Origin of the sequence: Vibrio mytili, assembly GCF_049563345.1 — a bacterium.
In the GTDB taxonomy this organism is placed as follows: Bacteria; Pseudomonadota; Gammaproteobacteria; order Enterobacterales; family Vibrionaceae; genus Vibrio; species Vibrio mytili.
The window spans coordinates 826370-841018 of the sequence record NZ_CP110482.1 but is presented as its reverse complement, the minus strand read 5'-3'; the positions used below and the strand labels follow the sequence as shown (position 1 = coordinate 841018).

Sequence of the window (14649 nt, the reverse complement as noted above, 5' to 3'; positions counted from 1 at the left end):
AAGAAGGCGTTAACTGGCCAGCAGGGAGCAATGATGGATAATCACACCACACGGTTTGGTCACCTAAAGGATCAAAACGATTTTGAAGTCGTCGTTATTGGTGGCGGAATCAATGGTATTAGCGTTTTTCGGGAGCTTGCACTTCAAGGTGTGGACGTCCTCTTGATCGATAAGGACGATTTTTGCTCTAAAGCAAGTGCAGCGCCTTCGCGCATGATTCATGGCGGATTACGTTACTTAGAAAATGGTGAGTTTGGGTTAGTAAAAGAAGCGCTTTTTGAGCGAAATCGTTTATTAAGTAATGCGCCACACCTGGTGGCACCCCTTGAAACGACGATTCCGATTTTCTCCACGTGGTCTGGGCTTTTCGACGGCATGTTTAAGTTTCTAGGCCTCAAAGATCGTCCGTCTCAGCGTGGCTCTGTGGTGATAAAACTTGGTCTTAGCCTGTACGACTGGTTTACAAAGCGTGACCAAATGATGCCAAAGCATAAGATGCACTCAGCTCATGATACGCATCAGCGGTGGCCTTTGATGGGAAAGCAAGTTCGACACAGCGCAACCTATTTTGATGCGTGGATCAGTTCTCCGGAACGTTTAGCGATGGAGTTGATTCAAGAGGGAGTAAACGCTGGTGGTGTGGCTTTGAATTACACCAAAGTCACTCACCTTGAACGTGGGGAGCTGGTCTTAGCTAGCCAATTAAGTGAGCAAGAAGTAAGGATTAAAACTCAGCATATCGTCAATGCGACGGGAGCCTGGGTCGATTTCACTAATGGTTTATTAACGGCACCAAGCCAATACATGCAAGGAACTAAAGGTTCACACATCATTGTTGAAAATGCGCAATTGTTGTCAGAGTTAGATGGCAACATGCTGTTTTATGAGAACAGTGAAGGGCGGGTCTGCATACTGTTTCCGTACTTTGGTAAGGTGCTGATTGGTTCAACGGATATTCCTGTGAGTGATCCTGACACGGTTTGTTGTACGGACGAAGAGATCCAATACCTGTTGGAATCCCTCAGAGGAATATTGCCGGGGCTCGATATTAGCGAAGACCAAATTGTGTATCAGTTTTGCGGGGTAAGGCCTTTACCTTCCGCCCGTACGTCGACAACAGGTCAGATACCTCGTAGTCATTCAATTAAACGAAATCGAGTTGAGTCTACGGACATCTATTCACTAATTGGTGGAAAGTGGACGACGTTTCGCGCCTTCGGCGAAGAAGTGGCTGACGAAATACTGGTTTCTCTTGGCAAGGAAAGAATTTGCAGCACTAAGCAGAAACCGATAGGTGGTGGTGTGGGGTATCCCGCGAACAAAGCAGCTCGACAAGCTCATATCGATAAGTTAGCTCATCAATACCAGTCGTACTCAAAGGCACAAATAGAAGCTTGGTTTACGCGCTACGGTACGCAATGCGAAGCGTTACTTAAATGGCTGGTGGATTATCACGATTCAGAACTCTCATCACTTAGCGATTACACCAAAGGCGAGTTGGACTACATCCTGAATCATGAATACGTCGAGACCACACTGGATATTTTATTGCGTCGTACCTCTATCGCGATCGAAGGCAAACTTAACAACTCTGTTTTTGACGAGATATCGACGTTGGTTGCTCAACATTTTAAGTGGAGTGACTTAGAGCAGGCAACAGACCGAATGAATACCAAACAATTCCTAGCGCGTTTCCATGGTGTGGAACTCGATATTGCGCCGCAAGTTAAGCAACCAAAGCGCACCTCAACGATTACGAATAAAAGCCAATCATTAAATGGAGAAGAGTATGTATTTAACCAGTAAAGTCAGGATGAACCGCCTGTTTAAACAGGGTCGATGCCTCGATGTTGCTATCGACCACGGGGTTTGCAATGAACCTATGTTTCTAGATGGGCTGGAGGATATGGCTTCGGTAGTGAATCAACTTGTACAAGCCAAACCTGACGCCATTCAGATGAATGCAGGGCAAGCCGATCTTCTACAAACCGTAGACGGTAAAGATAAGCCTGCACTGGTTATGCGAATAGATTTAGGCAATCCCTACAATGCAGAACGGCATCGTCATATGTGGTCATTGTTGCAAAACGCTGACCAACCTTTGATTCAAGCATTGCAAATGGACGCTGCATGTGTGGTGGTGAACCTGTTTATGTTGCCGGATGAACCAGAACTGTTTAAGCAGTGTGTGGCCAATATTAGCAAAGTAAAAGCCGAGTGTGAAAAGTACGGTATGCCATTGATGATCGAACCATTAGTGATGCAACCGAATACTCAGGGACAGGCGTATATGGTCGATGGGGATTGCCAGAAAATCGTTACACTGGTTCGCATGGCTCGTGAGCTGGGTGCTGACATAATCAAAGCCGACCCAACCGCAGATGCAGAAGATTTCCACAAAGTCGTGGAAGCGGCGCGGTGCCCCGTGTTGGTACGCGGCGGCGGACGTGAAGATATTGAATCCGTATTTAACAAAGCTCGGGCACTGTTAGATCAAGGCGCTTTAGGTATGGTCTATGGTCGTAATATTTATCAGCACCCGAATCCAAGCCGTGTGGTCGATGCTTTAATGGCGATGATTCATAACGGTGCGTCTACGTCTGACGCGATGAATATCTACTTTGGTGAAAGTTAAAAAACAGGGAGGGAGTATGACGTCATACGCACTTGGCATTGACTGCGGCAATACGGCAATAAAAGCTGCTTTGTTTGATAGTCATGGATCTGAAATTGATACCGTTGCGATTAATTTCCCGACGCATATTCCTAAACCTGAACATACCGAAGCAGACATGAATGAATGCTGGCAGTTATGCGCTGATGTAATCAAACGTCTCGTCGAAAGAACCAACGTTGATAGTTTGAGAATTAAAGCTATCGGTGTCAGTGGGCATGGTAACGGCTTGTATCTACTTGATGAAAAGCGTTCGCCTCTGTTGGCTATCAAGTCGCTTGATAATCGCGCGACTTGTGAAGTACAAGCACTGGAATCATCAGATGGGTATTTGGATCTCAAGCGCAGAAATCGACAAGGCGTTTGGTCATCTCAAAGCGCAGTTTTACTTATGTGGCTCAAACGGAATAGCCCTCAAACTTATGAACGAATTGGTCAGGTTCTGTTTTGTAAGGACTACATCAACTATCAGCTAACGGGAGAGTGTGTGACCGAGTGGAGTGATCTGACGGCTTCTGGGCTGTTTGATTTTGAACAGGACAAGGTATCAGAGGCGCTGCTTCGTCACTATGACTTAACAGATATTCAACACAAGCTGCCTGCGATCGTTGAAGGTAGCCAGATCATTGGTGGAATAACTGATGCAGCATCAAGGTTGACCGGACTGGCTACAGGGACGCCGGTTATCGCAGGCTTGTTTGATGTTGTGGCGGGTGCGTATGGTTCTGAAGCGACGAATCTTGGCGATGTATCTATTGTGGCAGGTACATGGAATATCAACCAAGTGGTAACGGATTCACTCCCGTCAGAAAAAGTGTTTATGGCGTGTAAACTCTCTAGGCAGAGCTATCTGGCGATCGAATCCAGCACTTGCTCGGCATCTAACCTTGAATGGCTAGTACAACGTTTTTTTTCTGCGGAAAGGGAGATTGAGACTAAGCAGGGGGGCAGTATATTTGAGCGCTTTAACCGCAAGCTTGAAGACGTAGAACAGCAAGAGGCTCTGCCGGTGTTTCTTCCTTATCTTTATGGTTCTACTGACCGAACTGCAACGGCGGCAAACCTCTTTGGCCTCAAAAGCTGGCATGAGGACATTCATATTGTTTATGCGTTTTATGAAGGAATTGTGTTCGCTCACTTAGAGCATGTCCAACGCTTGCGCGAGGCTGGGTACAAGGTCGAGGCCATCTCTATTAGTGGCGGCGCTTCGAGAAGTGACTATTGGTGTCAGCTGTTTGCAGATGTGCTTGATGTCAAAGTCATCGCGATGAACTGCAAAGAAGTGGGCGCAAAAGGTGTAGCGATGTTGGCGTGGGAAGCGGTGACGAGGGAAACAGACACTGAACAAGGCCTATGTGTTAACAAAAGAATATTTAATCCTATAGGTGAACGAAGAGTTTACTACAGCCAGCGTTTCCAAAAATATTGCGCAGTCAGGGATGCTCTAAACACTATTTAACCCGTTTGTTTCATTTTTGTTTGGCCACTTAACAACTGTGGTTGGATAGCTGCGCACAAAAATAATTAATTTATATATTGATACAAATGGTATCGATATAAGCAATGAGGTGGATTATGAGTCAATCAATTGTGTTGCCGAAATTTTTAGAAGTTGGGGAAGGTGCTATCAAACGTGCAGGGGATATTGCCATTCAGCTTGGTTGCGATCGAATATTGATAGTATCGGATGCCGTGATGGCGTCTCTTGGTCAGGTTCAGATTCTCAGGGATATCATCATTCGCGCAGGATTAGAAGCGGATGTGTACACTGACACCATGCCGGAGCCAACAGAGGCCTCTATTCTTCCTGCGGTGAGACTCGCGCTAGATGGTAACTATGACGGCATTATTGCGCTCGGTGGCGGGAGCGTGATTGATAGTGCGAAAGCGATCGCATTATTGGCGCAATATCGAGGCCGTATCCGCGATTACTCCGTTCCTAACATTGTTACCTTACCAATTATGCCACTTATCGCGATTCCAACTACAGCGGGCACTGGCTCTGAAGTGACTAAGGTCACCATCATCACTGATGAATCTAACGATGAAAAGTTATTATGTATGGGCCCTGGGTTGATCCCGTCGGCTGCCATCATTGATTTTTCCTTATCGATGACTGCTCCTGAACGCATTACTGCTGACACAGGTATTGATGCACTCACGCATGCTATTGAAGCCTATGTAAGCGGCAAATCAGGGCTTTTCACGGATCAGCAAGCTCTGCTGGCAATGAAACTTATCGCCCCAAATCTTCGCGACGCGGTAAACAATCCCGAAAATAAACAAGCGAAAGAGCAGATGATGCTTGGCGCAACATTAGCAGGGATGGCGTTTTCCAATGCTTCCGTAGCCCTAGTCCACGGAATGAGTCGCCCAATTGGTGCTCACTTTCACGTTCCTCATGGAATGAGCAATGCGATGCTTTTACCGACGGTTACCGAATACTCAATACCTGCGGCCAAGGAGAGATATGCAGATTGTGCTCGTGCGATGGGCGTTGCAGATGAGTCCATGACGGATGATGCTGCCGTAGCATTACTGCTTGAGGAACTAAAGCAAATCAACAAAGACCTGTCAGTCCCTTCAATGAGCGAATTTGGTATTGATAAACAAGCCTTCTGGTCAAATTTGGAGGTCATGTCCGAACAAGCCCTTGCATCAGGTTCGCCTAACAATAACCCTCGGGTACCGGATAAGGAAACCATGATTGAGCTTTATAAAGCCGCTTGGTAACGATAACCCAAAACGTAGCTAAAAATTCAGCCCTGAAACTAATCCAAGGAAGCCAGTATGATCAGTAATTTTATCAATAATGAAGTCGTGGAAAGTAGCTCTGAAAAGCAACAAGCCGTTTATGATCCTGCGACAGGCGAGATCCAAAATCACGTAACCCTTTCGACACGATCGGAAGTCGAGAGGGCAATTGAATGTGCTCAGATCGCATTTCCAGCTTGGGCTGCAACAACACCTCTGAATCGTTCACGCGTTTTATTTAAATTCAAATCGCTACTGGAAGAAAATCGTAATGAACTCGCCGAACTTATCAGTCGCGAACATGGCAAAGTGTTTAGTGACGCGTTAGGAGAAATAACGCGAGGGCTAGAAGTTGTCGAATTTGCTTGTGGTATTCCGCATTTGCAGAAAGGCGAGCATAGCTTAAATGTCGGATCTGGCGTGGATTCTCACTCACAAATGATGCCATTGGGTGTGGTCGTGGGAATTTCTCCATTCAACTTTCCAGTCATGGTTCCAATGTGGATGTTCCCAATTGCCATTGCGACGGGTAATACGTTCATTCTCAAACCATCAGAAAAGAACCCATCCGCTTCTCTGTTTGTTGCCGATTTACTCAAACAATCTGGGCTACCTGACGGTGTGTTTAATATTGTACAGGGGGATAAAGAAGCGGTAGATACCTTGCTGCAGGACGATAGAGTTCAAGCGGTGAGTTTTGTCGGCTCAACCCCTATTGCGGAGTACATTTATTCAGAAGGCGCTAAATATGGTAAGCGTGTTCAGGCGCTTGGTGGCGCTAAAAACCACATGGTTGTCATGCCAGATGCTGATCTTGATGGTGCGGTCAATGCGTTGATGGGCGCTGCCTATGGTGCGGCAGGAGAACGTTGTATGGCGATCTCTGTTGCGGTTGCTGTAGGTGATGAGACGGCGGATGCTCTTTCCCGTCAGCTTCAAGACAAATTAGCTACATTAAAAGTTGGACAAGGTTACGGTCAGACGGTTGAAAACGATATGGGGCCGTTGATTACAAAAGAGCACAAACAAAAGGTCTGTGGCTACATCGAGAAAGGTGTTGAGCAAGGTGCAGTTCTGTTAGTCGACGGTAGAGAGTTAGAACTGGCTACGTCGAGCAATGGCTATTTTGTCGGTGCGACTCTGTTCGACCACGTTACAACCGACATGACCATTTATAAAGAGGAAATCTTTGGCCCTGTACTGTGTATTGTAAGGGTAGATAGCTACCAGCAAGCGCTAAACATCATTAACGAACATGAATATGGCAATGGCACTGCTATTTTTACCGCTGATGGCGATACCGCCCGTGATTTCACAACCAATGTTCAAATCGGAATGGTCGGGGTTAATGTGCCTATTCCAGTACCAATGGCATTCCACAGCTTTGGTGGCTGGAAGCGTTCACTGTTCGGACCTCTTCACATGCATGGCCCAGATGGCGTGCGTTTCTTTACCAGAATGAAAACCATCACAACGCGCTGGCCTGAATCCAAAGTGAAAGTTGATAATAGAGAAAGTGAACAATCACAGGCCGAATTCGTCATGCCAACAATGAAATAATGCATTGACGTGAGGAGGTAAGTGGTAGGTTTGCTTTTGATGTTTGTTCATTTAGCGTAGGGACTAATTGGATACGCGATCCTGTCCTCTTCATGTTTTTTAATGGTTCACTTCTCTCTGAGGAGTGAGCTTTTCATTACCACAAAAAACAAGGAGAAGGCGATGATAGCCACCAGCCTAACACAGTCCTTAGAGACTTGGCGTCGCCCTGTTGTTAATAGTATTCTAGCGGGAATGTATGGAGTGTCGCTGAGTACTACTGCGTATGCCGCGCAAGGCCCTGGCCTGGGTAACCTGAGTTATAGTTCGAGCGAAGCGTTTACTCATGTATCCAGCCCCCTGATTGATGATTCAACCAATTTCTTACCTCCTGATTACCCTAGCACGAAACATTACGGCGTAAATGTAATGACCATGCTAAATGGTTATATGGTAGGTGTTTTTGCGCCTGATAGTGGGGGAGGCCCCGGTGGATGGATTGCTGTCGATGTATCTAATCCTAGAGCGATGCAACTTGTTAAAACAGTTTATGAGCCAGATCTGTCGAATACCAATCGGACAGGTGATGGTTTGAGAACGTCTGAGTTCAGGGAGCCGCATTCGTTTGGTCTTGGTGAGAATAATACCATCGCAATTCAGACAGGTAAGGGCATTGAAATCTGGGATTGGTCCGATGTTAACAATCCAGTTCGTTTGTCTAAGCTCGCTATTTCCGGCGTTGATTTCGGTGATTATAACAATGTCTCCTGGCAACTTTTTTGGCAAGCTCCTTACTTGTATGTTGCAAGAGGTAATGCAGGTTTATCCATTGTCGACACCAGTGATATAAGTAACCCTACTTTGGTTAAAACGGTTCCGAATTCAGAGCTAGGCGGGTTCAACGTAGGACCGATATTTGCGCTCGGAAATCGCATGTTTATATCTAGCATGGAAGGTACGGCAGGTTTTTCAATCCTCAATATTGATAACCCGACCAACCCGACTCTCGTCAAAACAGTTAATAGCCTACAGGAGAAATACTACGCGTCATGTTGGGACGGAAAATATGCCTATTTTGGCGCGCGAAGTACCACAGATTCCTTGCGGATATACGATACAACGACCACGCCAATGATGCTGGTTAATGAGTCGTTAACAGGTTTTGAGAACCTATATTGTAACGTTCAAGACAATAAACTCTTTCTTGGAAACCAAGACGATATCGCAGTGTTAGATATAAGCGATATTAACAATATTCAAGAGATAGGCAGAAGCTCTCTTAACACGACCAGTACCAATACTGATCATGGTCAGGTTTTCCCATTCGGCAACTTGGTCTGGGTGGGTAATGACCACGGTTCAGGCAGTGGTCTTATTGCACACCAAAGTAGTCCGGATATGGTACCACCTTACATTTCTGCAACTGACCCTGCGATAGAATCTACGTTACAGCCGCTGTCTACACGTGTTGGTATTGCACTTTCTGACAGTGTGTTGATGGAGTCTGTGAACAGCACTACATTTACGGTTACTAAATTGGGAAGCAGTACGCCACTTCAAGGGGAGTACAGTGTGAATCTAGGATTTATCCATTTCACACCTGTTCAAGATCTTGAAGCAGACAGTATTTATAAAGTGGTATTAGAGGGGATTGAGGACTTCGCTGGAAACTCAATGGCTCGAACGGAGTATCGATTTGCCACTGGTTCTCAAACAGGGCATGACATCAATGTGACCGCAAGTAATAAAGTTATATTGGGCAGCAGTATTAACGTTAGTGCGACTAGCTCTCCAATGTTAGGCGGCATAATGGAGTACTCTTGGAACTTCGGTGATGGCAGTGGTTCAACGCCTTTTTCATCTAATGGCGCTGCAAGTCACTCCTACAGTGAACCTAACAATTGGTCCGCCGTTGTTACAGTACGCGAAACAACAATAGATGGTGTGTTTGAAAGTAGTAAGTCGATGCCAATAACGGTATATAGACAACCTACGGCCGTCGCGCCGACAGCATCTTCAACAATCATTGAATCCGGCGGTCAAGTAATAGTAGTTAATGAAGACAACGATTCAGTCAGTGCTATCAGTAATAGCGCGCCATACAGCAAACTTTGGGAAACTGCAGTAGGTGATCAGCCCAGAACCTTGGCCGCAGCTCCAGATGGAAATGTGTGGGTTGTGAATCAGGTTGACTCTACCATTTCGATTCTCTCCAGCGTAGGACAATTGGTCGAGACAATTTATCTTCCAAGAGCTTCGCAGCCCTATGGAATCGCGTTTTCTCCTGATGGAAATGATGTGTTCGTTTCATTGCAGGCGAGTGGTCAACTGGTGAAAATTGATCCTGGCTCGCGAAATATTGTGGCGACAACCAATGTCGGGTACAGCGCTCGCGGCCTAGCGATAGACAGTTCTTCATCACAAGTACTGGTGACCCGATTTATTTCTCCTCAATCCTATGCTGAAGTCGTCGCAGTTGATGCCAGTAGTATGGCCATCGATACCACCTACCAAATTGCTAAGGATACGATAACTCTTGATGGGCCAGACCGCAGTCGCGGAGTGGCGAACTACTTAAGCTCAGTTGTTATTTCTCCCGATGGGTACAGCGCTTGGGTGCCATCAAACAAGGCCAACGTGGACCGCGGTTCTTACTTAGAGGGTGATGACGCACAAAAGCTAACCTTTGAAACTACAATCCGGGCGGTAGTTAATCGGTTAGATTTGAATGCTCAAGCAGTTCAGTCAAACGCTTTAGATATTGATAATCGTGCGCAACCTAAAGCGGTCGTGTTTAGTGATATTGGCGACTTAGCATTCATTGCATTAGAAGGACAAAACAGCATCGAGATTCGAAGTACTTACACTTCAAATCGAGCGGGAGAAATTTTTGATACAGGTTTAGCACCTCGCGGCTTAGTGTTGTCGGGCAATACGCTCTTTGTGCACAATTTTATGTCCCGAACGATTTCTGTTCATGATGTCGATGAGTTCTTACAGAGTAGGGGCAATATTTCTACGGTGGCGCAAATTGGAGTTGTCGCGAATGAAGTACTTCATCCGAGGGTGTTGAAAGGAAAGCAGATATTCTACAACGCAGCTGACGCCAGAATGACTCAAGACGGCTATATATCGTGTGCCAGCTGTCATGCTGACGGAGACAGTGATCACCGAGTTTGGGACTTTAGTGACCGTGGTGAAGGGCTGAGAAATACGATTTCATTATTGGGCAAAACAGGAACAGGAAACGGCCGAGTTCATTGGACGGCAAATTTCGATGAAATTCAGGATTTCGAAAACGATATTCGTTATGCATTTGGTGGTCGAGGCTTTATGGTCGATGCTCTGTTCAATCTGACTGAGAATCCATTAGGCACGGCTAAATTTGGAAAAAGTGAGGACCTGGATAATCTTGCATTCTATGTAAGTAGTCTGAACAAGTTTCCACGAAGTCCAAATCGAGACAACACGGGATCTCTAACTGCGGAAGCTCAAACGGGTCAGGCTCTGTTTGCTGCCAAAGGATGTGATTCATGTCATTCGGGAGTTTATTACACTGACATGCAGAGACATGATGTCGGAACGATGGATGCAACTTCTGGCCTTGGTAGCGGAACGTCTTTATCTGGTATAGGGTTCGATACACCAAGTCTGATTGGTCTGTGGGCAAGTGCGCCGTACTTCCATAATGGCCAAGCCACTACGTTAGATGACGTGTTGCAAACTGGTTCGCAGCATACGGTGTCTAGCAGTACCGAAAGAGCTGCATTGGTGGCTTATCTTGAGCAAATTGAGTATGAAGGACCTGCAATTGTGGTAGCCGATCCGCCACAAGCAACAAGTTACACTCACCTCAGTGACATGAGTGAAACCTATTCTAGCAATGGTTGGGGACCTATTGAGAAAGATACCAGTGTAGGTGAAAGCGCTGCCGGCGACGGAGTTACTATCTCTATTGGCGGGAGTGAGTTCAGCAAGGGGCTCGGTGTTCATGCTTATTCCGAAGTGATTTATGACTTAGCTGGTGGAAACTATGACCAATTTACCGCGTTCATCGGTGTCGATGACGAAACTGGCAGTGCCGGATCTGTGGTGTTTGAGGTTTGGTTAGATGGTGTTATGGCGTATCAGAGCGGAACGTTAGTAGGAAATGATGTGGCGGAGTATGTCTCGGTCAATATTAGTGACACTGTGCAAGAGCTCAAACTAGTCGTAACTGATGGCGGTGATGGCGTTGGTAATGACCATGGTTCTTGGGGTGATGCAAAACTTCGCACGCCAAGTCAGGGAGGTTCTGCTGCGGTCCCTGGGTTATTCTACGGAACCCTTTCTGGAGATATTAACGTGACAGATCCAAACCCTAAAACGTCGATCACGACGAGCTTGAGCGAAACGGAAGATTCGATAGCGGGTAATACTACGGAAGTTTACACAGGCTATATCTATGACGCCGATGGGCAGATTTCGTTCAGTGAAAACAATGACGATAAGACGCGCCTTTGGATTGATGGTCAGCTTGTATTAAGTAGTGATTTATGGAGTGACCGTGTGTCTACCGCTAATCTCAATTTGTCACCAGGATGGCATCAGTTCGAACTCAGATTAAGTAACGGCAACGGTGGTAGTGGTGCCCATACCGGATTTGCGTTTGCTTATGATCCAGATGGCGGCACGAACTGGGTTCATCCGTCAGACAATGGAACAGGAAACTTGTTTATGACTGAAGATCCGGAAAGTAACTAAGTCATAGTTCGTTATGTCATTCGGAGTTAGAAGTAAGAGGGACAATATAGACTCCCCCTACTTAATGGGCTTACTGCAAAGTAAGCCCTTGTCTTTATATATTTCATCTCGTGCAGTTGCGCTTACCGGCTAAAAGCAATAGGCTACGTTTAGCCGCATTACACTTTTAGGAAGCCAGACGTTCTATGTCCATCACTCAATCGCCAAATTCAACCAAAGGCTCGACTCTTGATCGTGTACTTCAGGTTTTGCTGATTGTCGCCAAAAGCCGCGGACAAATGAACAGAGTATCAATTGCAGAGCAGCTTTCAATGCCCATTGCGTCAGCAAATAAGTTAATCAACCAGCTCGTCTCGCTTGGTTATCTGCAAGAAAATATTGTTCGCCACGTGATAGCAGGACCAAAGCTAAAATCGTTGGCGCACGATATCCTTAAGAACCAACGTTTCTCTGAAATGCGTATATCGGTGCTGCGCAAGCTTTCCGATAAGATAGAGGAAACTTGTGGCATCTCGGTTCCGAATGGGATTGAGATGATTTATTTTGAACGCGTAAACTGTAATTGGCCTTTACAAATAAACCTGGCAGAAGGCAGTCGTGCGCCTATCGCTGCCAGTGCGTCCGGAAAACTCTACCTTTCGACACTTGATGAGAATATCAGAGAAAAAGTCATCCAACATATGGGGCTAACGGAATACACCCCGCAGACTATTACGAATGAAAGTTTATTTCTGGAAGAGTTACGCAGGATTCATGCTCAAGGGTTCGGAGAAGATAATGAAGAGTTTATTGACGGAATGGTGGCCATATCAGTTCCGATTCGATCTAACGGAGTAGATTTTGGATATCTGTTTTGTCACGCTCCAAGCTTTCGAACTTCACTTGAAAAGTTAAAAACCTATATTCCTGACATGCAATCTGCAGCCGATGAAATATTGAAATTTACGATTGAAGAAGTAGGATTGAGCTAATTCAAAGCTTGTTATTTAATGTTTTGGAAACTGCGCCAACATATCTCGGTAAACCATCTCTAGATTTAACTGTGCTGAACGTAGAATAGGGAGATAGTTTTCTAAGTCTGATACACTCTTACGACTTTTAGGGCAATGACAAAACAGCGCGGCTAGAAAATTGCCTTCCTGATCATAGAGGGGGAGAGCGACAGCTACCATTCCATCAATGAACTCTTCATCATCAATGCTGTAGCCTCGTTTTTTAATTAAGCTCAGCTCTTTCTTAAGTGTTTGTATATCGGTAATGGTGTTTTTGGCGTGTTGGATGAGTTCCATTTTGCTTAATACACGGCGCAACTGTGTTGTAGACAGGGTACTTAAAAACAATTTTCCACTTGCTGACGCCCATAAGGGAATAGGAAAACCGACAGGAATAACAACTTGTAGCGGCCAGTTCGTTTGGATTCGATCGTAGTACACCATGTGGTCATTTGGCGTATCGTTAGCTAACGCAAGTCCACACGTCTCTTTTAACTTTCTCGATAATCCATGCAGTATGGCCTGGCGCTGGAGTTTATGCTGATTTGTCCAGTTTACATCTAAAGCGATAGAAACTAATTCCGTACTAGGGTAGAAATGCCCTCGCTCATCTGTTTGGACATACTGCGCTTCTTCTAACTGTTGTAACAGCCGGTGGCAGGTAGGTTTCGGGATACCTGATTCAAAAATGATGTCTGAAGCGGAAATAGGGCTTTTAGACTGTCCAACTTTTTCGATAACAGTAATGAGGCGATCTACCGAGTTTATTTTTTCCGACACCTTGTAGCTCCTGAAAACTGCGCTTAAGTAAATGGCTAGTTGCAAACCGCAACAAGTTATATTCCCAAACTATTTCCCAACTTTCAATAAGTCGTGTGATTCATTGACATGACTAAGTGTTGAAATGCTCGAACTATCAACCAGAGCTTCTGCTCGGCCTTGTGTCGGAGCGTCTAAAATGAACAGCTTTCCTGATTGAGGGTATCCATCTTTTTCCTCCGGGGTTAACTCATAACTTGCCGTTGTGACAAAAAGAGTCTTAAAGTCATGACCACCAAAGGTACAACGAGTTGCGTGTTTTACTGGTAAATCTATTTCACCGAGTTTTGACGGCTTTCCGATCTTTGTTTGATTGGGGGCGTAGTATGAAATAATGCCGCAATCCCAATGACACACAAATAAGTTACCTGAACTATCCATGGTTAGCCCGTCAGGATAACCTTGTTGTAGGGTGAGCTCTACAAAGACCGCTTTATTGGTTATTCGCGTCATTGAGTCATTGAGCTGATACTCAATAACTTTTCTTTGAAACATGTTTGAGCAGTATGCACGCTTTAACTCTGGATTGAATGCTATTCCGTTAGCAACACTGAAATTGTCGTCCATTTCAATGGCAAGGCAGTTATCTAACTGGAAGAGCTTTCCGTCGGGAGACGCCAGCTCTACGCCATTCATTGAGCCAAACCACAGCTTTCCATTCGGAGCGGTAACCGCGTCGTTAAGATGAAGGTTGGCAGTCTTAGAGCACGGATCGATAATGGGAATGAGTTCATCAAATAACGAAGAACAATAGAAAAGCCCTTGTTTGCTTGCACACAGCCAACCGTTGTTATCACATCGAGCGATAGCGGTTATATCAAATGGCACGCTGAAGGTTTCAGTAGTGCGCCAACGCATGTTCAATTTGTAAATGGATTTACCCGCGGCGTCTATCCAAACCAGTTCTCTGCTCTCTGGTAACCAAATAGGTGACTCGCCAATCTGACATACGACACTTTCTATTGGATACATGTTTATTCCTATAATGATATTATTTGTATCAATATGGTTTATTTGGTGTGCAAGTGCAAGTGCAAGTGCAAGTGCAAGTGCAAGTGTGTTTATAATGTGGTGACGAGTTTTCTAACTCCAGAATTAACATACGCTTAATATCGTTCACATTTTTAG

Annotated in this window: 9 protein-coding genes; 7 read left to right on the top strand and 2 right to left on the bottom strand. The window is 45.4% G+C overall.

Annotation, left to right across the window (positions count from 1 at the left end):
• Positions 1 to 33: 33 nt before the first annotated feature.
• The 7 genes from ONE56_RS17345 (at position 34) to ONE56_RS17315 (ending at position 12681) form a co-directional block, all read left to right on the top strand.
• A complete protein-coding gene (locus tag ONE56_RS17345) occupies positions 34 to 1806 on the top strand; it encodes an FAD-dependent oxidoreductase (RefSeq protein WP_423840576.1) in 1773 nt (590 codons plus the stop codon).
• Entirely contained in the window at positions 1790 to 2635 is an 846-nt protein-coding gene (locus tag ONE56_RS17340) for a class I fructose-bisphosphate aldolase (RefSeq protein WP_331437613.1), read from the top strand. Before ONE56_RS17345 ends, ONE56_RS17340 begins: the two co-directional genes overlap by 17 nt.
• 16 nt (positions 2636 to 2651) lie before the next feature.
• Positions 2652 to 4133 carry an FGGY-family carbohydrate kinase gene (locus ONE56_RS17335; RefSeq protein WP_423840575.1) on the top strand — a complete coding sequence of 494 codons (1482 nt, stop codon included), beginning with the start codon at positions 2652 to 2654 and terminating at the stop codon, positions 4131 to 4133.
• A gap of 116 nt (positions 4134 to 4249) precedes the next feature.
• Positions 4250 to 5407 (top strand): iron-containing alcohol dehydrogenase, encoded by a 1158-nt coding sequence (locus tag ONE56_RS17330; RefSeq protein WP_423840574.1) that lies wholly within the window; start codon positions 4250 to 4252, stop codon positions 5405 to 5407.
• A 57-nt stretch (positions 5408 to 5464) separates the two neighbouring features.
• Positions 5465 to 6988, top strand: a complete 1524-nt coding sequence (locus ONE56_RS17325) for a CoA-acylating methylmalonate-semialdehyde dehydrogenase (RefSeq protein ID WP_423840573.1) — start codon at positions 5465 to 5467, stop codon at positions 6986 to 6988.
• Positions 6989 to 7150: 162 nt separating this feature from the next.
• Complete coding sequence (locus ONE56_RS17320; protein WP_423840572.1) at positions 7151 to 11710, top strand: NPCBM/NEW2 domain-containing protein; 4560 nt, start codon at positions 7151 to 7153, stop codon at positions 11708 to 11710.
• A gap of 185 nt (positions 11711 to 11895) precedes the next feature.
• Positions 11896 to 12681: an IclR family transcriptional regulator gene (locus ONE56_RS17315; protein ID WP_331437609.1), complete on the top strand. Its 786-nt coding sequence runs from the start codon at positions 11896 to 11898 to the stop codon at positions 12679 to 12681.
• Between the two features lie 15 nt (positions 12682 to 12696).
• On the opposite strand, the gene ONE56_RS17310 is transcribed toward ONE56_RS17315, so the two are convergent.
• Together ONE56_RS17310 and ONE56_RS17305 are read right to left on the bottom strand one after the other, a co-directional pair.
• Positions 12697 to 13482 carry an IclR family transcriptional regulator gene (locus tag ONE56_RS17310; RefSeq protein ID WP_423840571.1) on the bottom strand — a complete coding sequence of 262 codons (786 nt, stop codon included), beginning with the start codon at positions 13480 to 13482 and terminating at the stop codon, positions 12697 to 12699.
• Between the two features lie 69 nt (positions 13483 to 13551).
• Positions 13552 to 14493, bottom strand: a complete 942-nt coding sequence (locus ONE56_RS17305; RefSeq protein WP_423840570.1) for an SMP-30/gluconolactonase/LRE family protein — start codon at positions 14491 to 14493, stop codon at positions 13552 to 13554.
• Positions 14494 to 14649 lie beyond the last annotated feature (156 nt).

Coding starts and splice junctions, on each gene's coding strand:
- ONE56_RS17345 (WP_423840576.1), top strand. CDS start 34: ATGGATAATCACACCACACGGTTTGGTCACCTAAAGGATCAAAACGAT.
- ONE56_RS17340 (WP_331437613.1), top strand. CDS start 1,790: ATGTATTTAACCAGTAAAGTCAGGATGAACCGCCTGTTTAAACAGGGT.
- ONE56_RS17335 (WP_423840575.1), top strand. CDS start 2,652: ATGACGTCATACGCACTTGGCATTGACTGCGGCAATACGGCAATAAAA.
- ONE56_RS17330 (WP_423840574.1), top strand. CDS start 4,250: ATGAGTCAATCAATTGTGTTGCCGAAATTTTTAGAAGTTGGGGAAGGT.
- ONE56_RS17325 (WP_423840573.1), top strand. CDS start 5,465: ATGATCAGTAATTTTATCAATAATGAAGTCGTGGAAAGTAGCTCTGAA.
- ONE56_RS17320 (WP_423840572.1), top strand. CDS start 7,151: ATGATAGCCACCAGCCTAACACAGTCCTTAGAGACTTGGCGTCGCCCT.
- ONE56_RS17315 (WP_331437609.1), top strand. CDS start 11,896: ATGTCCATCACTCAATCGCCAAATTCAACCAAAGGCTCGACTCTTGAT.
- ONE56_RS17305 (WP_423840570.1), bottom strand. CDS start 14,493: ATGTATCCAATAGAAAGTGTCGTATGTCAGATTGGCGAGTCACCTATT.